The organism is Joostella sp. CR20, assembly GCF_038433465.1.
Lineage (GTDB): Bacteria > Bacteroidota > Bacteroidia > Flavobacteriales > Flavobacteriaceae > Galbibacter.
The window spans coordinates 18,281-41,934 of record NZ_JAESVF010000014.1 but is presented as its reverse complement, the minus strand read 5'-3'; the positions used below and the strand labels follow the sequence as shown (position 1 = coordinate 41,934).

Here is a 23,654-nt window from a genome sequence, read left to right as displayed (position 1 = left end):
CGAATTATCTGTTTTAACAGTTACAATATCGGCAGTTGCCTCTTCAATTATTATTGTAACCGTAGTTGCATCTGTTCCTCCACAAGATCCATCAACTGTGTACATAAAAGTGTACTCTCCTTCTTCCGCAAGTTGTGCATCCCAAACATTATCTACCAATAGGTCGCTACTACCTGTTGCAGTAGTTTCAGACCAACTCCCGTAGTCATCATATTCTCCTTCAACATAATTAAATAAATCTATAGGTTCTTTAACTGCTCCTTGGTATAACGTTATTGTTTGCCCTGTTCCTGCATTTGCCAATCCATCATCTGTAGAAGAAACTTCGTATGAAACTGTTGTATTAGAACAAGATGTAGGATCGGAAGTTTGTATAGAAGCCTCGTAAGTCCCTGCATCGGCAATTCGATCAAAAGAAGCAAAAGAATAACGGTTCCCTGTTCCTACAGAAACACCATCTTTAAACCATTCTACATTATAGAATAAAGGAACATCTACAAATAATGACCCACTTTGCCCTTCACACAGATTTTGAGGTGTTACTCTTGGAGAACGCAATACATTTGTGCTGATGTTAAATACTCTAGTTGCTCCACAGCCATTATGTACTTCTAACGTATAAGTAGCTTCTTCTAACACAGTAAAAATTGGATTTTCTCCATTTACTATTGAATAAGGCTCTCCATCTTTAGCAGTAATCTCATAAGTTAAAGGAGCACTCCCTGCTGCATCAATGGCAATTTCTCTGGTCCCATCATCACAACTGTATACATAATAATTGTTTAATGCTATTCCAGATGTAGGAATGTCGTACTCTTCAATAACTCGTATACCACAAGACTGTAAAGAATTTACAGCATTTTCGTATTCAAAAGAATTTAAAACAACTCTAAATAAGCCCGAAGTAGTAATATTATTCACACTGGTAGACATTGTCTGAACCCCATCATTATTTGCAAATAATAATAATTGAAGCCCAGAGTTTTCATTTACTACATCATTATTTCCTTCATTTGCATCTGTCATGGGGTGTCCCCATAAACCTGTTGTTTCATCATATCTTTGCAAAAATACAATTGGACTAGCTAAGTTTGTTGTTACAGAAGCATCTAAATCGTAATTATTACAATTAAACTTTGGAGTGATTTCATACTCCAAGACTGTTGGTTCAATTGTAAACTCTTTCTCCAATGTAGTGCCACAACTTGTAATTGCTTGGAATTTATATGTCCCTACTGGTAACGAATTCATTATAAACTGTCCAAAGTTTCCACTCAACATCACTTTATTTACATTTTCACTAACATCGCTAGGTAGTGTGTGCATATTTTTATACGCATCGGGAGCCTCTATAATATACATTTCTTCAATATCGGCTGCTTTAGCACTTGTTGTTCCATTATTGATATATATTCTTATAGACCCTTCATTAAAATCACAACCATTATATATTCTTGAAGCAAACAAATCTAAAACTATAGTAGTGCTTATTTTAAGTGGCTCCGAAAGTACTTCTTCTCCACAAGCGTCTGTTATTTTAACTCGGTAACTATCATAATCTGGAACCCCATTCTCTCTGTTTCCGATATCAAACGCTGTATTAACATTTACTGGATCTGTAATGGTTGCAGTATTTGTACCTGGCGTAAAATCGTTAGAATAGTCTGAAGCATCAAAACCCGTAGGAAAATCTACAAACTCAATCGTATAAGGCGCCTGTATATTAGCAAAATCATCTAGTCTTAAATAAGACCCACCACATAACCCTTGTGCTCTAGCTAAAGTAAAATCTTTCTCTGCCGTAAAATTTGTACCATGTGTTACTGTTTTTCCACATGCATCTACAATAGTAATGCTATAATTTAATGCTTCACCATTATTATTAAATGGAATTAAAATCTCTCTATCATTTTCGGCTGAAGAATTCATTACATAAGAATCATTAATATTTGTACCTTGATTTCCAGTAACGGTATAACTTACTGAAATAGGATACAACGCTTCTGGCAACTCAGCTCCTCCAGACAACCTAACCCTTTCAATATGATAGATTTCATTACAACTACTTAGCAAATTAAACAACTCTCCATCAACATTATTTCTTCTCATAAATTGAAAACCATAATCTGTATTTGGAATTGTAATCCCTTGAGTTTCTGAGTCTCCGCAGACATCTCTCACTTCTACAATATAGTTCCCCTGCGGAACACCTGTAAAAACATTAGAAGCTTGATATCCTCTATATACCGATAGATCTGAGTTTAACAATCTGTAATCTTGTACATTTCCAGAAGTTACAATAGCCTCAATATCTCTCCCACCACAAGACACGGTACTATTTAAACTAAAAATAATACTTTCACGCTCGTCTGCAACAGTTACATTTGAAGTCTCTACATCTGTTGGGTTACTTCTATTCGCAACTGTAACTGCATACTCCCCAGATAATAATTGCCCTTTAGTATGAGAAAATGAAGTTCCATCAAAAGTAAAGCTCCCACTATCCACTTCATTATTATTTGAAGAATTTCGAATACTAAAATCATATAAATCACCATTTTCGGCATCTGTTACTTCAAAACTAACACTTCCATTTCCAGAACAAGTAGCACCAGTAGCGCTTGCACTTAAAGAAGTAAACATTGCTTCTTTTGGAAAAGGGTTAACATCTCTTTTCTTTATACCTTCAAAATCCAAATGCGCATACAACTGTACCGCACTAGCCAATAAAAGAAAGTATAACATTGCTTTCTGTAATTTTCTTTTCATTTAACAAATCTTTTTAATTGAAAATCGTTTTAAATAGACAATTGTTAAAATTGCCCCCTATTAAATATGTGTAGGATTATATAGACAAGAAGTTGGGTAAATATCTACAAGACAAAAGTCTACATATTTAAAAGGATGTTAAATGACAGGCGTCAATAGTCTTAAAAGCTTATTATTTAGTTTTTAGTCAAAAAATTGAAAATCAAGTATTTATATTTTTATACTGATTTTATATACACCAATATTGGTGTATATATTTTCATAAATATTCTATTAAATGTAATTTATATCGTTAAAAAACAGCTTATTAAAAACAGTTAGAAAACACTTACATCAAAATATTAAAAATCATTTAATAAAAATTCTTCTTTAAAATTGACCGTGATCAGATTTTTTTTGCAGAATATGTTAAAGCTTTGCTAAGTAGCAATTTTTAAACAAATTTTTACAAGTTACAATGTCTCTTTCACAGCTAATTTTGCATAAAAATTTACAGTTAAGCTATTTACACATCAATATTCCGAATGTCTAAACTCCCCCAGAAAAACATATTCAGTATTGTTTCCGAATCAATTTCCGAAGGATTAATTGTGGTAAACTCAAAACAAGAGATTATCATCGTGAACTCTATGCTCACATCTATGTTTGGTTATGACAAAAAGGAATTGGTTGGCGCAGAATTAAACAAACTTATTCCTACTAAATTTCACGGAAAACACGGAGGTCACTTTAATCATTATTACGAAACTTCAACCAAAAGAAAAATGGCTGGAGGAAGACAATTATGGGGCATCAAAAAAGATGGCACACAAATTCCTGTGAAAATCGGATTAAATCCTTTTAAATATAGCGACGAAACATACATCGTAGCTCTGGTAATTGATGTAACAGAATCTCTAGAGGCTGAAAAAAAGATTATTCAGTTAAACGAACAACTCGAAGTGAAAATTAAACAACGAACTGCCGAACTTCAGCAATCGGTTACACAACTTGAAAAAGAAATTTCAAAGAGAAAAGAAATAGAAAAACAAATCACAAAAGCTCTAGAAAAAGAAAAAGAATTAAACGATTTAAAATCGGAGTTTCTAACATTGGTTTCTCATGAATTTAAAACACCATTAAGTAATATTTTAATTTCTTCCACACTCATAAGCAAATATAAACTTGCAGAGCAACAAGCAAACCGAGAACGTCATATTCAAGGAATTCAGAAGAAAATACATTACCTAACAGGAATTTTAAACGATTTCCTGTCAATTGAAAAATTAGAAAAAGGAAATGTAAAATACGACAAGACTTTGTTTGATTCAATTTATTATTCTCAAAAAATAATCGACGAATTTGAAATATCTCTCAAACAGGGGCAAGCTATTATTTTCGACCATCAAGAGTCTGTTTTAAACATCAACACAGATATAAAAACCTTCGATTTAATATTAACCAATTTAATTACTAATGCCATAAAATATTCTCCAAACGACACCACTATAACTGTTTCTCTACACCTCGAAGAAAACAATTTAAACCTAACAGTGAAAGACAATGGCTACGGAATTCCTGAAGCTGATCAAAAACACGTTTTTAGCAGATATTTTCGAGGTAAAAATGGGAGTCTAGCCGAAGGAACCGGCATCGGACTCAACATCATTAAAAAACACCTTGAAAATTTAGGTGGAAATATTCAATTTTCAAGTAAAGTTAACCAAGGAACAACCTTCAACGTCAATATCCCACTTTAAAACAAGCATTATGAAAACAATATTACTCATAGAAGATGACGAAATGCTTCGTGAAAATACGGTAGAACTTTTATCGCTCTCAAACTACAACGTGTTAAGCGCACAAAATGGAATGGAGGGAATAAAGGTTGCAGAAAATTCAAGGCCAGACCTTATTATTTGCGACATCATGATGAATCCGATGAATGGATACGAAGTACTTGATGAGCTTTCAAAAAACCAAGCAACGTGTACCATTCCGTTTATATTTTTAACTGCCAAAAGCGAATATAAAGACATCCGCCAAGGGATGAATCTGGGAGCGGACGATTATTTAGTGAAACCTTTTACTGAGGAAGATTTATTGGAAACTCTCGAAAAAAGACTTGAAAAATTCAACAAACAAAAAGAAGATCTTCAAAGTCAATCGGTATTTGAAAAGGTAGATCCCAAGGAACTTTTTGTTAAGCATGCAGAACTTAATGTTTTACCAAAGGGACATATCATAGAAAATATCGAATCGAAATACGGTTGTGTATATCTTGTAAAAAACGGACTTATAAAATCGTACAAACTGGATGAAAATGGTAAAATTTTAGGACTCTATTTTTACACAAACGATAGTTTTATTGGAAATCTGGGAACCTTAAAAAACATTGAAAACAATAATGTAAAAGCCATTTGTATTGAAAAAACTGAAATCTACAGTCTTGAAAAAAGCAAGATTTCAAAACTCATAGACAACAATCCAAACCTAGGTAAAGAGTTTATCAACTTTCTTAGTAATTACATCAACAACATTTTAGATCAATTTATGCCAATTGCCTACGGAAGTGCTACAGTAAAAACTGTTTCATCACTCACTCGGCTGTATGAAATCTTTTGTTCTAACGACAGAAATTTCATCAATTTATCCCGTAACGACATTGCAAATTTTGCTGGTTTATCCACAGAAACTTTCATTAGAGAATTAAAAAAATTAAAAGCAAAATCTTTAGTAGAAATCAACAAACGAAAAATCATCATTCCGAACATCGAAGCGCTAAAGCAAGAACTACAAAGTCTTCATTAAAATTATAAGTGGCATATAAGTCATTGACTTTATAAATCTTACTTCAACAGTAAACTACCACGAGATATTAAAAGGAACCTCAATTCTGATTTCAACGAAAGCGTCGGAGCATTTAAATCCCGATTATCGAGTAAAACAAAAATAATACTTACTTTTGCATCTTGTTATGCGATTAACGATTCAAAGTATAATTTTCAGTTTAAAAAAACGAAATATGATTCAAATAAAAACACTCGAAGAAATTGAATTAATGAGAGAAAGTGCCCTTATCGTTTCTAAAACTTTAGGGATGTTGGCAACAGAAATAAAGCCGGGTGTAACAACAAAATATCTCGACAAAATAGCTGAAGATTTTATACGTTCGCAAGGAGCCGAGCCTGGATTTTTAGGTCTTTACGGTTGCCCTTCTACCTTACTTACTAGTACCAACGAAGCTGTAGTTCATGGTTTACCAACCGACGTTCCGCTTAAAGAAGGTGATGTGGTATCGGTAGATTGTGGTGCTTTAAAAAATGGTTTTTACGGCGATCATGCTTACACTTTTGAAATTGGTGAAGTAGCTCCAGAAACAAAAAAACTATTACAAATTACCAAAGAATCGTTGTACGTAGGAATTAGAGAATTTAAAGCTGGGAACAGAGTTGGAGATGTAGGTTTTGCTATTCAAAACTATTGCGAAAAAGAAGGCTACGGAGTTGTAAGAGAATTGGTAGGTCATGGTCTTGGTAAAAAAATGCACGAAGATCCAGAAATGCCAAACTACGGTAAACGCGGTCGCGGAAAGAAATTTGTAGACGGAATGGTGGTTGCAATCGAACCAATGATTAATATGGGAACACACCGTATTAAGCAATTGAAAGATGGTTGGACAATTGTTACTGCTGATGGAAAACCAAGTGCGCACTTTGAGCACGATGTTGCACTTGTCAATGGGAAACCTGAAATTCTTTCTACATTTAAATATGTGTACGATGCTCTTGGAATTTCGAGCACCGAAGAAGACGAGTTTAAAAATGTAGCTACAGAATAATTTGCCCCCTTGAAAAAGCTTTTCAAATTTGTTTTAAATACGATTCCTCGCCCATTACTTATAAAAATGAGTTATTGGGCTCGTCCACTTATATCGGCATATTACAAAGGAGATAATTTTACCGACCCGATTGACAATAAAAGTTACAAAGCTTTTTTACCCTACGGATACGGAACACAACGCGAAAATGTTTTGGCACCGGGAACTTTATCTTTGGAGCGTCATCGGTTATTGTGGTTGTATTTAAAAACTGAAACAGATTTCTTCACCAAGCCAATAAAGTTGCTCCATTTTGCTCCTGAACAGGCTTTTTACAACCTTTTTAGAAATCAGAAAAATCTTGAATATACTACTACAGATATCGAATCGCCATTGGCAGATGTAAAAGCTGATATTTGCAATCTTCCTTTTGAAGACAACAGTTACGATGTTATATTTTGTAATCATGTTTTAGAACATATCAAAGACGACGAAACTGCCATGAAAGAACTATACCGAGTGCTTAAACCTGGCGGATGGGGAATATTCCAAATTCCGCAGGACATTAACCGAAGTGTGACTTTTGAAGACGACAGCATTGTAGACAAAAAGAAACGTGCCGAAATTTTTGGACAATACGATCATGTGCGGGTTTACGGCCTCGACTATTTTGACAGATTACGAAATGTTGGTTTTGATGTAAAAGAAGTACACTTTGCAAAAGACTTTTTAACTTCAGAAGAAATTAAAAAATACGCACTTAATCCAAACGAAATTCTTCCAGTCTGTTTTAAACCGATTGCTTAAACCTTGCAACTACTTTTTAATCTAAAAGTAATTCTTGGAAGCCTTTTGTTTTGTATTCAACTAAATCTCCATCTTTATCTGCGCTAATTATATAAGCATCGATTGTGGGTGTGTTTTTAAGTAATTCTTTGGCTTTATCCAACGGCATTACCATTAAAGCTGTAGCATAAGCATCGGCTTCCATACATGTATTGGCAACTACAGAAACACTTAATACATTACTTTTTTGAGGATAACCCGTAAGCGGATTTATAATGTGGACATAGTGCTCGCCAGTTTTTTCATCAACACGGAATTTTCTGTAATTTCCACTTGTTGCCATCGCTTTATCTTCTAACTGAACTTTTGCAATAAGTACGCGTTGATCTTTATCCTGCATCGGACTATCAATTGCCACAACCCAGTTTTTAACCTTACTTGTTTTTTTACTGTTTCCTTTGGTTAGAATTTCGCCTCCTACTTCAATTAAATAATTTTCAACCCCATTTTCATCAAACATACGACCAATTAAATCGATGGTATATCCTTTGGCAAGCGCATTAAAATCTAAATAAATGTTTTTATTCTTTTTAATAATTCGTTTGTCATCAGACATAAAAACTTTATCAAAACCTGTAAACTCCAAAAGGCTATCAACTTCGTGTTGCTCCATATGGTCTAAAGCCATTTCTGGTCCAAAACCCCATGCGTTAATCAAAGCTCCAATTGTAGGGTCGAAAAAACCTTGTGTGTTGCGATACACTTCTTTGGCTTTTAAATACACCTCTTGAAAGTAAGCATCGACCACCAAAGTAGAATCTCCTCGATTAATTGCAGAAATATCTGAAGTTGGTAGATACGTCGACATCGAAGCATTTACGGTATCAAACACCGCTTCAATTTGAGGTTTTAAGCTTACAGTGTCGTCTTTCACCTCGTATTTTATAGTGTAAGTGGTTCCTAAAGCGTACCCCTGTTCAACTTTAAAATTTGCTTCATCATCAGTATTTGCACAACTTAAAATAATTAAGCTCGCTATAAATACTGTGAAAATCCCACATTTAAATTTCAATGATGCCATTATAATTAATTATATATTTTTCGCCTTTTACCACTGGAGCTTCATAGTTTTTAGCATTTGCAATGCCTACACCTGCGTAGTACGTTCTCGCCTTAAATTTTAGCGCATGTTCCCTCATGGTTTCCATATAAGTAACATTGTACTTCTGCGGATTTTCGGGATACAAAATTGCTTTTACAACTACAAAATGAAGCTTCTTATTTTTCAAACATACAAATTGAGGATCTTTTTTTAACTGGCTATTTACAGACATAAATTCGAACCCCATTTTCTTCAAGTCTTTTCCTACCACATTCATGGCTAGATTGTGTAATTCTTGTTCAGTAAATTCTTCCGAAGTAGTCAAAATAAAATTTCAATTTTAAAAAATAACAAAACAAAAGTACATAAATCTTTCAGTATCGTAGCTATGGAAAGGCATCAGAAATAAAAGAAAAGAAATTCTTAACATACTGCTCGCCAATAACAAACACGAAATGGCACAGTCCTTGATTCTGCATAAACAACTGAAAATCCATAGTATATAAAATCAGCATCAAAATAGAACACAAAAAAACGGCTACTTAAAAAGTAGCCGTTTTTATATTGAAATATCAATTTATTATCCTCCGAAGTCGTCAAAACGTACATTCTCTGGTGGAACACCAAAATCGTCACACATTTTTTCAACTGCTTTGTTCATTAATGGCGGTCCACAGAAATAGAATTCTATATCTTCTGGAGCCTCATGATGATTTAAATAGTTATTGATTACCACTTGGTGAACAAATCCTACAAAACCATCTCCTTCACCATCAATTCCATCTTTTACTTTCCAATTGTCTTCTTCTAAAGGTTCAGAAAGTGCAATGTAAAACTTAAAGTTAGGGAAATCTCTTTCTAATTCTCTAAAGTGCTCTAAGTAGAATAACTCTCTCTTAGAACGACCTCCGTACCAATACGTAACTTTTCTACCTGTTTTAAGTGTTTTGAACAAGTGGTATAAGTGCGAACGCATTGGTGCCATTCCAGCTCCCCCTCCAACGTAAAGCATTTCTGATTCACTTGGGTTGATAAAGAACTCACCGTAAGGTCCAGAAATAGTTACTTTGTCTCCTGGTTTTCTTGAGAAAATATAAGAAGAAGCAACTCCTGGATTCACATCCATCCAACCGTTTTTGTTACGATCCCATGGTGGCGTAGCAATACGTACGTTCAACATAATATCTCTACCTTCTGCAGGGTAAGAAGCCATTGAGTAAGCTCTTTCTACAGTTTCGGCATTTTTCATTGTTAACGGCCAAAGGTTAAATTTATCCCATTCTAATTGGAATTTCTTTGGGTCTTCGTGCTCTTCAGGGTGCGCAGTAATATCGATATCTGAATAGTTTACCTCAACTGGTGGAATTTCAATTTGAATATAACCTCCCGCTTGGTAATCCATATCTTCTGGAATACGTACTACAAACTCTTTAATAAAAGATGCAACGTTCCAGTTACGAACAACTTCTGCTTCCCATTTTTTAATACCGAATACTTCTTCTGGCACTTCGATTACCATGTCTTGCTTCACTTTTACTTGACATCCAAGACGCCAACCTTCAGCTACTTCTTTACGCGTAAAGTGAGGTGCTTCCGTAGGAAGAATTTCTCCTCCTCCTTCTTTTACAACACATTTACACTGAATACAAGTACCTCCACCACCACAAGCCGATGGTAAAAATATTTTATTATTTCCTAGCGTAGAAAGTAGTGTGCCTCCAGAAGAAACCTCTACATCTTTTTCGCCATTAATTTTTAAAGTTACAGGACCAGAAGGCACTAACTTAGCCTTTGCAAGTAATAATATAATTACCAACACAAAAATAAGTGTTAAGAAAACTACTAAACTTGCTATGATTACTGAATAATCCATATTGTTAATTAACTAATATAATTTATAATTTAATTCCCATAAAACTCATGAATCCAAGCGCCATAAGTCCTGTGATGATAAAGGTAATCCCTAGACCTCTTAACGGAGCTGGCACATTTGAGTACGTGATTTTTTCTCTGATTGACGCAATAGCCAAAATTGCTAAAAACCACCCGATACCAGAACCAAGACCGTAAGTAAATGCTTCTGAAACACCACCAAAATCTTTTTGTTGCATAAATAAAGATCCTCCTAAAATAGCACAGTTTACCGCGATAAGTGGTAAGAAAATACCAAGCGCACCGTAAAGTGCAGGAGCAAATTTTTCAACAATCATTTCTACCAATTGCACCATAGATGCAATTACTGCAATAAACATGATAAAGCTTAAGAAACTTAAATCGATGTTTGCATATTCTGGACTTAACCATGTTAAAGCACCTGGCTTTAATAAATAATTATCTAGTAAGAAGTTAATAGGTACTGTAATTGCAAGTACAAAAATTACCGCAGCCCCCAAACCAACAGCTGTTTTAACTGTTTTAGAAACTGCTAAGTAAGAACACATTCCTAAGAAATAGGCAAAAATCATGTTCTCTATAAAAATACTTCTTACAAAAAGGTTTACATATTCCATTGTATATATATTTTTAAAAGCCTATAGCTTAGTGTTTTTCAATTAGTTCTCTATTTCTTGAGCGTTGCACCCAAATAATAACTCCTACTACAAGTAATGCAGCTGGCGATAACAACATTAATCCGTTGTTTTCATATCCTAAAGCATACAATCCTGTTGACTCTGCTAGTGTTGCTCCTTTGTGACCTAAAATTTCAAATCCTAATAATTTACCAGAACCTAAAAGCTCACGGAAAAATGCAACAATTACAAGTATTAATCCATAACCTGCAGCGTTTCCGATTCCGTCTAAGAAAGACTTCCATGGTCCGTTACCAAGCGCAAAAGCTTCTAAACGTCCCATAACGATACAGTTGGTAATAATAAGTCCGACAAAAACCGAAAGCTCTTTACTTACATCGTAAGCAAATGCTTTTAAGACCTCGTTTACTAAAATTACTAAAGCTGCAACGATTACCAATTGAACGATAATACGAATACGGTTTGGAATTAAATTTCTGATTAAAGAAACAATAACATTACTAAATGCCATTACTACCATTACCGCAATTGCCATTACGATAGACGGCTTTAATTGTACTGTAATTGCCAATGCAGAACAAATACCTAATACTTGTACTGTAATTGGGTTGTTATCGTTTAAAGGATCTGATAATAATTTTCTGTTTTTCTTAGAGAAAAGCGGCTCTTTTTCTTCAGCTACAAAAAGCACCACTGGTGATTTCTCTTTTTTGTTTTTTGTATCAGCCATCGTATATTAATTTAAAGCTACTTTAGTGTTTTGTTTCTTAAGAAAAGTAAGGTAGTATGATAAACGGTTGTGAATCATTTTTGTTACACCATCACCTGTAATGGTAGCTCCAGAAATAGCATCTACTGCGTTATCATCTTTATCACTTCCTCCAGAATATCCTTTCTGAACTGTAATACCTACGAAGTCTCCAGATTTGTTGTAGATTTTTTCATCTTCAAATCGTTGTTGAAACCACGCTTGTGTAATTTCTGCACCCAATCCAGGAGTTTCTCCTTTATGATCGAATACTGCGCCTTTTACGGTATTTACATCGTCTTCTAAAGACACATATCCCCAAATAGCATCCCATAAACCGGCACCTCTAAGTGGAATAACGTAATATTTTTTTCCTTCTACTTCAGCTACGTATAAAGGAAAACGTTGTTTACTTTCGTCTTTCTTAAGTTCTTTGGCAAGGTCTACATCAAATGCATTTACATCTGTTTGTACTTCACCTTTATTGTCTAATGCAATTTCTTCTTTGATATACTTATGGTATGTATTTTCAGCTTCTTCTTTGGAAGCTTCAATACCAATAGTAGCAAGAATGTTTTGCATCTTTTCGATTTTTATATTCTTAGCCTGAATAGGTTGTAAAGATGTAGCTGCAAATGCTAAAGCAGAAGCTACTATAACTACCATAATTCCAGCGAATATAAAAGTATATGCGTTACTATCTCTATTCATAATTAAGCAGATTTTACCGTAGCGGCAGATAAACGTTTCTTTCTTCTTTTAATGCTTGATTGAACAACGTAATGGTCAATCGTAGGAGCAAATACGTTCATTAATAAAATGGCAAGCATTACTCCTTCTGGATATGCAGGGTTGAATACACGAATCATAATACAGAAAATACCGATTAAGATTCCGTAGATCCATTTTCCTTTTTGTGTTTGTGCAGCAGATACTGGATCTGTAGCCATAAACACAATACCAAAAGCAAATCCTCCTACAATAAGTTGTTGGTACCAAGGAAAAGCCATTAATTCGTTAGCGCTCCAAAGGTTGAACAAGAAGCCCATAAATGCACCTCCTATAACTCCACCAGCCATAATTCTCCAACTTCCAACACCTGTTAAAATTAAAACAGCTGCTCCAACTAAAATCCATAATGTTGAAGTTTCTCCAATAGATCCTGGAATTGCCCCCGAGAACATCGACCATGTGTTGTGTGCTACTTCTTTACCAGCAGCTAGTGTTCCTAATATTGTTTCTCCAGAAATTGCATCTACGTTTGTTGCATCGGAAACCCATACTTTGTTACCTGACATAAATGTTGGATATGCAAAAAATGCAAAAGCTCTTGCAGTTAACGCAGGATTTAAAATATTCATCCCTGTTCCTCCAAAAGCTTCTTTCCCGATAACTACTGCAAATGCAACAGATACTGCCACCATCCAAAGTGGAATATCTACCGGCATAATCATAGGGATCAAAAGTCCGGTTACCAAGTACCCTTCGTTTACTTCGTGTCCTCTATAAATAGCAAACACAAACTCAATACCTAAACCTACTATATACGATACCGCTACCATTGGTAACACTTTCCATGCTCCGTGTGCAAAAGCATCCCAGAACGAGAATGTATCTCCTAATTGCGAAAAGTGTTGGTATCCTACATTATAAATTCCGTAGAATAACGCTGGTAAAAGCGCTAAAACCACGACAATCATAGTTCTTTTTAAATCTACTGCATCACGAATATGCGCTCCTTTTTTTGTAGTATGATTTGGCACATACAAAAAGGTATCGAATGCATTAAAAGCGGGACCAAATTTCTCCCACTTCTCTCCTTTATTAAAAGGCTTTTTTAGTTGATCTAACTTTTTTCTTAAAGCGTTCATATCTTAGTTTTTATTAACCAACTTCTTTTATCATTATATCCAATGCTTCTCTAATGATGACTTGCGCTTCAATTTTTGAAGTGTTAACATAGTCGATCAATGCAAAATCTTCTGGAGCTACTTCGTAGATTCCTAAGTTTTCCATTTTCTCTATGTTTCCTGCCATACATTCTTTAAGCAACTGCATAGGATATACGTCCATTGGCATTACTTTTTCCATTTCTCCAGTAACTACTAGCGCTCTTTCTTCACCATTTAAATTGGTATCAACGGTATATTTCTTGTTTGGAAATAACCAAGAAAGAGAAGTTCTAGACATACTCGGAATATTGTTATCTTTAAAAGGTAACCATCCGAACATTCTGTACGTATTTCCTTCAGGAATTAAAGAAATGGTATTGCTGTAATATCCAACATAACCATCGTTAGCTATTTTATCTCCTGTAAGCACATCCCCAGAAATAATTCTGACGTTTGCTGGCAACTGCCCAACAACATCTGCTACATTCGATCCTATTTTAAATCTAAAATATTGTGCTTTTGGCGCTTCAGATCCAGCAACTGCAACTACACGTGTTGCATCGAACTTCCCGGTCCTAAATAAAGACCCGATAATTGCTACATCTTCTGGATTGATAACCCACACACGCTCTCCTGCATTTACAGGATCGATGTGATGAATTTGAACTCCAACATTCCCTGCAGGATGCGGACCAGACACTTTATGAATCTGAACACCTTTAACTTCGCTAAAAAACGAAGCCGATCTTTTGTCTATAGAAAGATGTGTTTTCCCAGAGGTAAGTTTCGATATTGCTTCAATACCAAGTTGAAAATCTTCCTTGCGTTTTCCTATTGCAAACTCAACATCGGCAGCCAAAGGAGCCGTTGCTAAACCTGAAATAAAAATTGCTTTTGGAGCATCATCTGGATTGGCTACAATATCGTATGGTCTTTGCTTAACAAAAGGCCAACAACCACTATCAAGTAAGTGTTGTTTTACCTCTTCTCCAGACATAGTTGCTACATCTTTCTGACCAAACTCCTTGTACGTATCAGCTGTATCAGCTTCAATGATAACCTCTAAAATTCTTCGCTTCGCACCGCGTTTAATTTCTTTTAAAGTACCACTCACTGGCGAAACAAACTTCACCTTTTCATTGTACTTTGAATAAAAAATAATATCTCCGGCTTTTACAGATTCACCTTCCTTAACAATCATCTTTGGGGTTACCCCATGAAAATCGGTAGGCTTAATAGCGAAGGTTTTAGATCTTGGCGCGTCAGAAATTAATTTTTCCGCTTCGCCTTTTAGCTTAATATCTAAGCCTTTTCTAATCTTAATGTCGTTTGACATGCTATCTATCTAATGAAATTAGTTAACTCAAAAATTCGTGCAAATTTAATAATTAAAACATTGTTCGCATAATAAAAACCTATATTTTTCGGACCGATTCCTTTGAAACACAATACACATAGTATTTTGTGTATATTTATCGCAAATTTTTTTTGAAAGCATGAATTTCAACTACAACCTTTTCGCTATTATTTTTTTCTTCGGAAACTACTGCGGAGCACAAATTTTGCAAGAAGTCGCTCCGCCAGAAAATATAAAGTCGGTCGTTTTTAAATCTGAAAACGATGGCGATCAATTTCCTATCGTGAAAATGGGCGAAACTTTCACACTTTCTTTTGATGATTTGTATGCTGATGAAAAAGATTATTATTACGAAATTGAACATTGCAATATCGACTGGACGCCTTCAAAACTTTTAAAATCGCAGTATCTGTCGGGCATCGACAACCAACGAATTATAAACTACAACAATTCGCTTTCAACCATTCAACCGTATACAAATTACCAATTAACACTGCCCAACCAACAAACAAAATTTAGGGTGAGCGGAAACTATATTTTAAAGGTAAAAGATAACACTGGAGAACTCATTTTTTCCAGACGATTTTTAATTTATAAAGATGGTGTTACAGTGGGCGCAACGGTAAAGCGCTCTAGAAATATGAAACTTATCGACAAGCTTCAGCGCTTGGAATTTTTTATAAATTATGCCGATTACGACATTGTAAATCCACAGCAAGAAGTAAAAGTAGTTATTCTTCAAAATAGCAATTTCAACAATGTTGTTTCTGGTTTAAAACCACAATTTATGTCGGGCGATCAGCTTATTTATAAATACGACGCCGAAGCATCTTTTGAAGGCGGAAACGAATATTTTTGGTTCGACACCAAAGAAATTAGAGTATCGAGTAATGCCATTGCACGCGTAGATCTCACCAATCGATACAACCATTATTTGTACACCAACGAAATACGAAAAAACAACGCCTACACTTACAATCCCGACACTAACGGCGATTATTTTATTAGAACCATCGACGGCGTAGATCAAAGTGCCAATCGAGAAGCCGACTACTCGTTTGTTAGATTTAGTTTAGCTTACGACAACACCATTGGTTTAGACGATATTTATGTCTACGGAAAATTTAACAACTATCAACTTACAAAAGAAAACAAACTCACCTACAACGAAAAAACCAACACCTTGAATACCGCCATTTTACTGAAACAAGGATTTTACAATTATAAATTTGTAAAAGCGGACAAAGACGGAAAAATCGACCTAAATTTTGTTAGCGGAAGCTTCTGGGAAACCGAAAACAACTATACTATTTTGGTATACTACCGAGATTTTGGTACTGTATACGATAGTTTAATAGGTGTTGGAAGCGCAACTTCTGTTAATATTTCAAACTAAATGGAACACAGCGACAGAACATCCCGTAAATACCGAGGCACTAAATGCTTAAATTGCGAACTCCCGCTAGAAAAAAGTGATGGATACTGCCCTAATTGTGGCCAAATTAACAGCACCAAAAAGTTAACACTCCTCGATATGCTCGAAGAGTTTATGTCGAGTATTTTATCGTACGATTCAAAACTCCATAAAACACTAGCTGCTTTAATTTTAAAGCCAGGAAAAATAACAACCGAATTTGTAAGCGGAAAAAGAGCTAAATACACCAATCCGTTTCGGTTTTTCTTCAGTGTAACACTATTGTATTTTTTAATGATAAGTTACAGCAGCAACTTTGATAATTTGGAAGACAGCATCAATAGCGCTGTAAGCATGAGAGACAGTATTTTTATTGAAAGTGCTCTCATGGAAGTTAAAGCTAATAATCTCGATAAGAAAGACGCTGCGATTATCGATTCTATGATTGCAAAATACAATCCGAAACGCGAAATTGAATTGCACGAACTCCCGCAAGAATATTTTAAAAAACTAGATCAAAACAACCTTATTGCGCAACGTTTGTACGACAAAACAGAGTTTTTCTACGAAGACCTTCAAAGAAAAAAATACAAAACCTACCCAGAGGCAATTGTATCATTAAATATTCCTAAAAGTCTTGAAAACCACATGACTTTCAATATTGCCAAAAGTGCGCATAAAACATATAACGATCCTGGAAGATTTTTCACAACACTTATTTCCAAGCTTCCGTTTATAATTTTCTTTTACATCCCTTTTTTCACCATTTTTATTTGGCTTGTTTATTCATCTAAAAAATATCACTACATCGACCATTTAATTTTTAGTTTCCATACACAAACACTTTTTACCATCTTACTCATCACCACACTAATTATAAAATGGATATTCAATATTGATTTACACGGCATTACATTAATTATATTTTTCTTCTACCTTTATAAGGCCATGCGTGGTTTTTACAAAGAAGGCAGACTTAAAACAATTGTTAAATTCGTTTATCTTAACACAATTTTCCTTATTTTAGCTACTGTATCTACATCGTTGGTTATTTTAATTGGTGCATTTACATTTTAAAAACGTATGATAACACAAATTACCAAAGGCATAAAAATTTCTGTAAAGACTAGTTTTGAAGGCACTTTCTTCAAGAACTACAAGCTTCACTATGCGTTTGGTTACAAAATAACTATTGAAAACCAGAGCAAAGATTCGGTACAACTCACCTCGAGACATTGGCAAATATTCGATGCTTTAAACAATATCGAAATTGTAGATGGCGAAGGTGTTATTGGGAAAAAACCTGTATTAAAACCAGGAGAGTCTCACACCTACAGTTCGGGTTGCTTACTTACCTCGCCTATTGGCGCTATGCGCGGGCATTACAACATGATTAATTTCACCTCAACAAGAAAGTTTAGAGTGATTATTCCTACATTTAAATTACACGCTCCGTTTGCATTAAACTGAGAAAGTTTCTTTAACACAATTTTACTTTTTAAACCCTTTAGCATTTAGTACCTTTGATGAAATTTTAATGTATTAAATCGAAAACATATGGGAAAAGGCTTTTTTCATGTTCCGACTGCGGTTAACGAGCCCGTTAAATCGTACGCACCAGGATCACCCGAAAGAGAGGCTGTTTTAAAGCAGTATGACGAATTTTTTAACAGCACCGTAGATGTACCATTGTATATTGGAAGTGAAGAAATAAGAACAGGCAACACAAAGCCTATGACTCCTCCTCACGACCATCAACATGTTGTAGGACACTATCATTTAGCTGAAAAATCGCATGTAGAAAAAGCAATTGCAAACAACTTAGAAGCACGCAAAAAATGGGCTGCTTTAAATTGGGAGCAACGTGCTGCTATTTTCTTAAAAGCTGCCGATTTAATTGCTGGACCATACCGAGCAAAAATCAATGCTGCAACTATGATTGCGCAGTCAAAAAATATCCATCAAGCTGAAATTGATTCTGCTTGTGAGTTAATTGACTTCTTAAAGTTCAACGTAGAATACATGTCAAAAATCTACGATGATCAACCAGAATCAGACGAAGGAATTTGGAACCGAGTAGAATACAGACCACTTGAAGGATTTGTATACGCAATTACTCCTTTCAACTTTACTGCCATTGCTGGAAACCTTCCTGCAAGTGCTGCAATGATGGGGAATGTTGTTATTTGGAAACCAAGCGACAGCCAAGTATATTCAGCAAAAGTTATTGTTGATATTTTCAAAGAAGCTGGATTGCCAGACGGGGTTATCAATGTAGTTTACGGAGACCCTGTAATGATTACCGATACTGTACTTGCAAGTCCAGATTTTGCTGGAATTCACTTTACAGGATCTACACATGTATTTAAAGATATCTGGAAGAAAATTGGTAACAATATCGATACTTACAGAACGTACCCAAGAATTGTTGGAGAAACTGGTGGAAAAGATTTTATCATTGCACACCCAACTTCAAACGCAAAGCAAGTTGCAACAGCAATTACTAGAGGAGCTTTTGAATTCCAAGGTCAAAAATGTAGTGCAGCATCTAGAGTGTACTTACCAAAATCGTTAGCAAACGAAGTTTTAGAGTTTGTAAAAGAAGATATTGCTTCATTTAAAATTGGAGCTCCAAACAATATGGAGAACTTCATTACTGCGGTAATTCACGAAGGTTCTTTCGATAAATTAGCAAGTTACATCGACCAAGCAAAAGCAGACAAAGATGCTGAAATTATTGCTGGTGGAACTTACGATAAATCAAAAGGATATTTTATCCACCCAACTGTTATTCTTACTACAGATCCTCAATACAAAACTATGACAACCGAGTTATTCGGACCTGTTGTAACTGTATATGTTTTTGAAGATGAAAAATGGGAAGAAACACTTAAATTGGTTGACGGAACATCTGAATACGCTTTAACTGGAGCTGTTTTCTCTGGATGCCGTTACGCTATTGAAGAAGCTACAAAAGCACTTGAAAACTGTGCTGGAAACTTCTACATTAACGATAAACCAACAGGTGCCGTAGTTGGACAACAACCATTTGGAGGTGCTAGAGCTTCTGGTACAAACGACAAAGCAGGTTCATCTCAAAACCTACTTCGTTGGGTATCTCCAAGATTAATAAAAGAAACTTTTGTTACTCCGGTAGATTATCGTTATCCTTTTTTAGGAGAATAATAATCACTTTACTATATTTTCAAAACCCTTTAAGTTTGCTTAAAGGGTTTTTTTATTCTATATACTTCGCTTAAAATCAGCAATCAAAACAACTCAATGTTAATTTAATGTTACCAAATTGTATATTTATTGTAAAATATTTTTGTATATTTGCTGATAATCAAAAAGTTGAAGATGATGAAAGATGAAAACAAAAAGTGCATTTTAAGTATAAAATATTCTATACTTGATAGCACAAGTAACAACGAAAAGAAAGTGACTAAGATAAAACGTGTATTTGTAGCAAAGAACAAAAATTCTTTACTAGAAAAAATTCAAGAGTTTGAAGACACGTTAAGTAAAAGACCTCGCAAAAGTTATTTCAGCAGAAAAATGGAGTACGTACAACATTTCTTGCAAAGCTGGAGATACACTTATAATTCTATGTTACGAATGTAATTTTCTATTACTTTCCAGTATATTTTAACGGAAGGTGAACCACCTTTTTTGTCTCAAAAAAATCTTCTTCAAAGAAGTCTGGTAAATCGTACAAAGTCGCTGTTTTGTACACAGCAAGTTCTTCGGATAAATCGCCACCTTTAAGGTAAAGAATTCCGTTTTTCAAACTATGAGACGACTCTTTCTTAACCTTCCCTTTTACCCATTTTACAAAATCGGGCATATTGGTTACGGCTCTACTCACAATAAAATCGAATTGTGCCTTTACCTTTTCAGCTCTAATTTGCTCTGCCTTTACATTTTCCAATCCTAAAGCAGTAACTACTTCATTAACTACATTGATTTTTTTACCAATGGCGTCAATTAAGTAAAATTGAGTTTCTGGAAACATAATTGCCAAAGGCACTCCAGGAAATCCGCCACCTGTACCTACGTCTAGTACATAACTTCCAGGGTTAAAAGGCTGTACTTTTGCAATTCCTAATGAGTGTAACACATGGCGAATATACAGTTCGTCTATATCTTTTCTGCTGATGACGTTAATCTTGCTATTCCAATCTTTATACAAACTTTCAAGTTCGGTGAATTTAGTAATCTGATCTTCAGTCAAAGAAGGAAAGTACTTACGAATAATGGATACTGACATGTTATTTTAAAATTTTAACAAAAATACGTATTAAATACGGCACTTTTCAAGTTTTTTGGCTCACAAACACTTTAATTATTTCTATTTTTGTCTGCATAGCTTCATTTTCAAAAATGAAAGAAGAATTTGAAAAGTATTTTATTCTTTTCAGAAACTTCAAAAAAATAAATAGCATACAAATGAATACAACAACAGATATCAGGTTTTCAAGAAAAGACCCAGCAAAATTCTTCAAAACATTAAACAGCCGAGTAAACAATTATTTCCAAGAGAATCAACTTAAAAAAACAGGAAATTGGAAACTGTATTTAAAAACAGCCATTATGTTTGCTATTTTCCTTACGCCGTATTTTTTATTACTCACTATTGAAATGAATCAATGGCTTCAATTATTACTTACCGTAGTAATTGGTGTTGGAATGGCAGGTGTTGGTATGAATGTTATGCACGATGGAAACCACGGTTCGTATTCATCAAAAAAATGGATTAACAAAATAATGGGAGCCAGCATTTATATTTTGGCAGGAAATGTTTACAACTGGAAAGTACAGCACAATGTACTTCATCATACGTACACAAACATCCCAGGGCACGATGAAGACTTAGATGCAGGTAGAATTATTCGTTTTAGCGAACATTCAGAGTGGAGTAGATTTCATAAATTTCAGCATTACTATTCGGTATTTTTATACGGTTTACTCACCCTAAATTGGGCTATTACTACCGATTTTAAACAAATGAGACGTTACCTTAAAAGAAAACTATCTTATGGTAAATTTCCAAACCCTGCAAAAGAATGGAGCGTACTTATCATCACTAAAATTATCTACCTTACTATTTGGATTGTCATCCCAATGTTTTTTATTGATATTGCTTGGTGGAAAGTTTTATTAGGCTTTTTTGTAATGCACTACACCGCTGGTTTAATATTAAGTATTGTATTTCAATTGGCGCATATTGTTGAAGAAGCAGAAACTGTTATTCCAGATAATACGGGAACCATTAAAAACACATGGGCGATACATCAACTATTTACAACCACCAATTTTTCAACTAAAAACCGAATTGTAAATTGGTTTACTGGAGGGTTAAATCATCAAGTTGAGCATCATATTTTTCCAAATATTAGCCATATACATTACACAAATATTGCTAAAATTGTTAGAGAAACAGCAAAGGAGTTTAATTTACCGTATTACGAGTATAAAACTACCAGAAAAGCTATAATTTCGCACTTTAAACATTTAAAAGCGTTAGGACAAAAACCTACATACGCATACAACTAAACAAAAAATTGCCTTCAACTTTTTAAGTGAAAAGGCATGCTAATCTGACCAGAAAAAACATTAAATAAACACAGATGAAACAACAACTATCTGAAAGAGTTTTAAACATGGCAACTTCTGCAACCCTTGCCATGGCTGCAAAAGCAAGAGAATTAAGAGCCGAAGGAAAAGACATTATAGGATTGAGCTTAGGAGAACCAGATTTTAACACTCCAGATTTTATCAAAGATGCTGCAAAGGAAGCCATCGATCAAAATTACAACAGCTACTCTCCTGTTGATGGTTATGCCGATTTAAAAGCAGCAATCATTACCAAATTTAAAAGAGACAACAACCTTACTTACACTCCAAACCAAATTGTAGTTTCTACAGGAGCTAAGCAATCGCTTGCCAATGTAGCGCTCGCTGTAATTAATCCAGGTGATGAAGTAATTTTACCAGCACCGTATTGGGTAAGTTATTCTGATATTGTTAAAATTGCTGAAGGAGTTCCAGTTGAAGTACAAACTTCTATTGAAAACGATTTTAAAATGACAGCCGAGCAACTCGAAGCTGCCATTACACCAAAAACAAAAATGATTTGGTATAGCTCGCCATGCAACCCAAGTGGTTCTGTGTACAGCAAAGAAGAACTTGAGGCACTTGCAGCTGTTCTTAGAAAACACCCAAATATTATTATTGTTTCTGACGAAATTTACGAGCACATCAACTTTGGCGATGGCCACACAAGTATTGCTTCTATCGACGGAATGTACGACCGTACAGTTACTGTAAATGGAGTTTCAAAGGCATTTGCCATGACAGGATGGAGAATTGGTTACATTGGAGCACCAGATTGGATTGCAAGAGCTTGTAACAAAATGCAAGGTCAAATTACTAGTGGAGCCAACTGTATTGCACAAAGAGCTACTATTACAGCTTTGGAAGCTCCAGTAAGTAAAATTAAATACATGATTGACAAATTCCATGAGAGAAGAGATCTTGTACTTAAATTACTAGGAGAAATTGAAGGTTTCCAATTAAACGTTCCTGAAGGAGCTTTTTATGTATTCCCAAATATTGCTGATTTCTTCGGAAAAACTATCCGCGGAAAGAAAATTGAAAATGCATCAGATTTTTCTTTATTACTTTTAGAAGAAGCAAATGTTGCTACCGTAACGGGTGAAGCATTCGGAAACCCTAGTTGTATTAGAATTTCTTATGCAGCTTCAGAAGAAGAATTAATTGAAGCCATTAAAAGAATAAAAGAAGTATTATCGTAACACTTCTTTCAAGCTTATAAAACAAAAATGCGAAGTCCCCACTTCGCATTTTTTTTAAACTTAATTCCCCTTCAAATCTCATTATTGCTTTTTGAAGACTATTACACTACAAAAATCAGTAAAACATCTCAGCAAAGACAGAGGAAAATCACCCTTTATAATTTCATTATTAACCTCTGTTTGATAAAAACATCAACATACAACACCTTTAGCTATTTGTTTTTAAATCACTTAACTATACTTTCATTTTTGTCTTGACACAAAAACGAAACAAAAAAGTCAAGACTGATTAAAAAAGCATAAGAAAATCTACGGAAACAACCGCCACAGATAAAAAGAACTCTCTGCGCTCAAACAGCTTTTTATCTATCAGCCCATGCTGCTTCCTTGATTTTCAATATTTTTTAATAGGTCAATTTTACCGCACATTCATCATTA

General features: G+C 34.7%; 21 protein-coding genes. 11 read left to right on the top strand and 10 right to left on the bottom strand.

Features of this window, described 5'->3' with window-relative positions; translation table 11 throughout:
* The coding region (locus JMA43_RS13115; RefSeq protein ID WP_342157116.1) for a hypothetical protein at window positions 1-2,769 on the bottom strand (2,769 nt) is incomplete at its 3' end.
* 524 nt (window positions 2,770-3,293) lie between these two features.
* Between JMA43_RS13115 and JMA43_RS13110 the strand changes: the two genes are divergently transcribed.
* The 4 genes from JMA43_RS13110 to JMA43_RS13095 all read left to right on the top strand — a co-directional run bounded on the left by JMA43_RS13110 (window position 3,294) and on the right by JMA43_RS13095 (window position 7,375).
* Complete coding sequence (locus tag JMA43_RS13110; protein WP_342157115.1) at window positions 3,294-4,508, top strand: PAS domain-containing sensor histidine kinase; 1,215 nt, start codon at window positions 3,294-3,296, stop codon at window positions 4,506-4,508.
* A 10-nt stretch (window positions 4,509-4,518) separates the two neighbouring features.
* Window positions 4,519-5,559 carry a response regulator gene (locus tag JMA43_RS13105; protein WP_342157114.1) on the top strand — a complete coding sequence of 347 codons (1,041 nt, stop codon included), beginning with the start codon at window positions 4,519-4,521 and terminating at the stop codon, window positions 5,557-5,559.
* A 214-nt stretch (window positions 5,560-5,773) separates the two neighbouring features.
* Window positions 5,774-6,589, top strand: coding sequence for a type I methionyl aminopeptidase (gene map, locus JMA43_RS13100; protein WP_342157113.1), 816 nt, complete (start codon window positions 5,774-5,776; stop codon window positions 6,587-6,589).
* 9 nt (window positions 6,590-6,598) lie between these two features.
* Window positions 6,599-7,375: a class I SAM-dependent methyltransferase gene (locus JMA43_RS13095; RefSeq protein WP_342157112.1), complete on the top strand. Its 777-nt coding sequence runs from the start codon at window positions 6,599-6,601 to the stop codon at window positions 7,373-7,375.
* 16 nt (window positions 7,376-7,391) lie between these two features.
* On the opposite strand, the gene JMA43_RS13090 is transcribed toward JMA43_RS13095, so the two are convergent.
* The 8 genes from JMA43_RS13090 to JMA43_RS13055 all read right to left on the bottom strand — a co-directional run bounded on the left by JMA43_RS13090 (window position 7,392) and on the right by JMA43_RS13055 (window position 14,963).
* Window positions 7,392-8,435 (bottom strand): FAD:protein FMN transferase, encoded by a 1,044-nt coding sequence (locus JMA43_RS13090; RefSeq protein ID WP_342157111.1) that lies wholly within the window; start codon window positions 8,433-8,435, stop codon window positions 7,392-7,394.
* Complete coding sequence (locus JMA43_RS13085) at window positions 8,416-8,733, bottom strand: Na(+)-translocating NADH-quinone reductase subunit F (protein ID WP_342157118.1); 318 nt, start codon at window positions 8,731-8,733, stop codon at window positions 8,416-8,418. Before JMA43_RS13085 ends, JMA43_RS13090 begins: the two co-directional genes overlap by 20 nt.
* Before the next feature lie 303 nt (window positions 8,734-9,036).
* On the bottom strand, window positions 9,037-10,329 hold the full coding sequence (gene nqrF / locus JMA43_RS13080; protein WP_342157110.1) for an NADH:ubiquinone reductase (Na(+)-transporting) subunit F: 1,293 nt from the start codon (window positions 10,327-10,329) through the stop codon (window positions 9,037-9,039).
* Between the two features lie 22 nt (window positions 10,330-10,351).
* Window positions 10,352-10,966: an NADH:ubiquinone reductase (Na(+)-transporting) subunit E gene (gene nqrE / locus JMA43_RS13075; protein ID WP_008612184.1), complete on the bottom strand. Its 615-nt coding sequence runs from the start codon at window positions 10,964-10,966 to the stop codon at window positions 10,352-10,354.
* Between the two features lie 28 nt (window positions 10,967-10,994).
* A complete protein-coding gene (locus tag JMA43_RS13070) occupies window positions 10,995-11,717 on the bottom strand; it encodes an NADH:ubiquinone reductase (Na(+)-transporting) subunit D (protein WP_342157108.1) in 723 nt (240 codons plus the stop codon).
* A gap of 6 nt (window positions 11,718-11,723) precedes the next feature.
* The gene (gene nqrC / locus JMA43_RS13065; protein ID WP_342157106.1) at window positions 11,724-12,446 is read right to left on the bottom strand and encodes an NADH:ubiquinone reductase (Na(+)-transporting) subunit C; all 723 of its coding nucleotides are present in this window, start codon (window positions 12,444-12,446) and stop codon (window positions 11,724-11,726) included.
* Between the two features lie 2 nt (window positions 12,447-12,448).
* Window positions 12,449-13,606: an NADH:ubiquinone reductase (Na(+)-transporting) subunit B gene (locus JMA43_RS13060; RefSeq protein ID WP_342157105.1), complete on the bottom strand. Its 1,158-nt coding sequence runs from the start codon at window positions 13,604-13,606 to the stop codon at window positions 12,449-12,451.
* Between the two features lie 13 nt (window positions 13,607-13,619).
* Window positions 13,620-14,963, bottom strand: coding sequence for a Na(+)-translocating NADH-quinone reductase subunit A (locus JMA43_RS13055; RefSeq protein WP_342157103.1), 1,344 nt, complete (start codon window positions 14,961-14,963; stop codon window positions 13,620-13,622).
* 160 nt (window positions 14,964-15,123) lie between these two features.
* Here JMA43_RS13055 and JMA43_RS13050 point away from each other — a divergent pair, with 160 nt between their 5' ends.
* The 5 genes from JMA43_RS13050 to JMA43_RS13030 all read left to right on the top strand — a co-directional run bounded on the left by JMA43_RS13050 (window position 15,124) and on the right by JMA43_RS13030 (window position 20,022).
* On the top strand, window positions 15,124-16,380 hold the full coding sequence (locus JMA43_RS13050; RefSeq protein WP_342157102.1) for a type IX secretion system plug protein: 1,257 nt from the start codon (window positions 15,124-15,126) through the stop codon (window positions 16,378-16,380).
* On the top strand, window positions 16,381-17,475 hold the full coding sequence (locus JMA43_RS13045; RefSeq protein WP_342157101.1) for a DUF3667 domain-containing protein: 1,095 nt from the start codon (window positions 16,381-16,383) through the stop codon (window positions 17,473-17,475). It abuts the gene before it with no gap.
* A gap of 6 nt (window positions 17,476-17,481) precedes the next feature.
* Window positions 17,482-17,868, top strand: coding sequence for a Co2+/Mg2+ efflux protein ApaG (gene apaG, locus JMA43_RS13040; RefSeq protein ID WP_342157100.1), 387 nt, complete (start codon window positions 17,482-17,484; stop codon window positions 17,866-17,868).
* 87 nt (window positions 17,869-17,955) lie between these two features.
* On the top strand, window positions 17,956-19,584 hold the full coding sequence (gene pruA, locus JMA43_RS13035; protein WP_342157098.1) for an L-glutamate gamma-semialdehyde dehydrogenase: 1,629 nt from the start codon (window positions 17,956-17,958) through the stop codon (window positions 19,582-19,584).
* Between the two features lie 174 nt (window positions 19,585-19,758).
* The gene (locus JMA43_RS13030) at window positions 19,759-20,022 is read left to right on the top strand and encodes a hypothetical protein (protein WP_342157097.1); all 264 of its coding nucleotides are present in this window, start codon (window positions 19,759-19,761) and stop codon (window positions 20,020-20,022) included.
* 7 nt (window positions 20,023-20,029) lie between these two features.
* On the opposite strand, the gene rsmG is transcribed toward JMA43_RS13030, so the two are convergent.
* Window positions 20,030-20,668 carry a 16S rRNA (guanine(527)-N(7))-methyltransferase RsmG gene (gene rsmG, locus JMA43_RS13025; protein ID WP_342157096.1) on the bottom strand — a complete coding sequence of 213 codons (639 nt, stop codon included), beginning with the start codon at window positions 20,666-20,668 and terminating at the stop codon, window positions 20,030-20,032.
* 179 nt (window positions 20,669-20,847) lie between these two features.
* Between rsmG and JMA43_RS13020 the strand changes: the two genes are divergently transcribed.
* Together JMA43_RS13020 and JMA43_RS13015 are read left to right on the top strand one after the other, a co-directional pair.
* Window positions 20,848-21,954 carry a fatty acid desaturase family protein gene (locus JMA43_RS13020; RefSeq protein WP_342157095.1) on the top strand — a complete coding sequence of 369 codons (1,107 nt, stop codon included), beginning with the start codon at window positions 20,848-20,850 and terminating at the stop codon, window positions 21,952-21,954.
* Between the two features lie 74 nt (window positions 21,955-22,028).
* Window positions 22,029-23,216 (top strand): pyridoxal phosphate-dependent aminotransferase, encoded by a 1,188-nt coding sequence (locus tag JMA43_RS13015; RefSeq protein ID WP_342157094.1) that lies wholly within the window; start codon window positions 22,029-22,031, stop codon window positions 23,214-23,216.
* Window positions 23,217-23,654 lie beyond the last annotated feature (438 nt).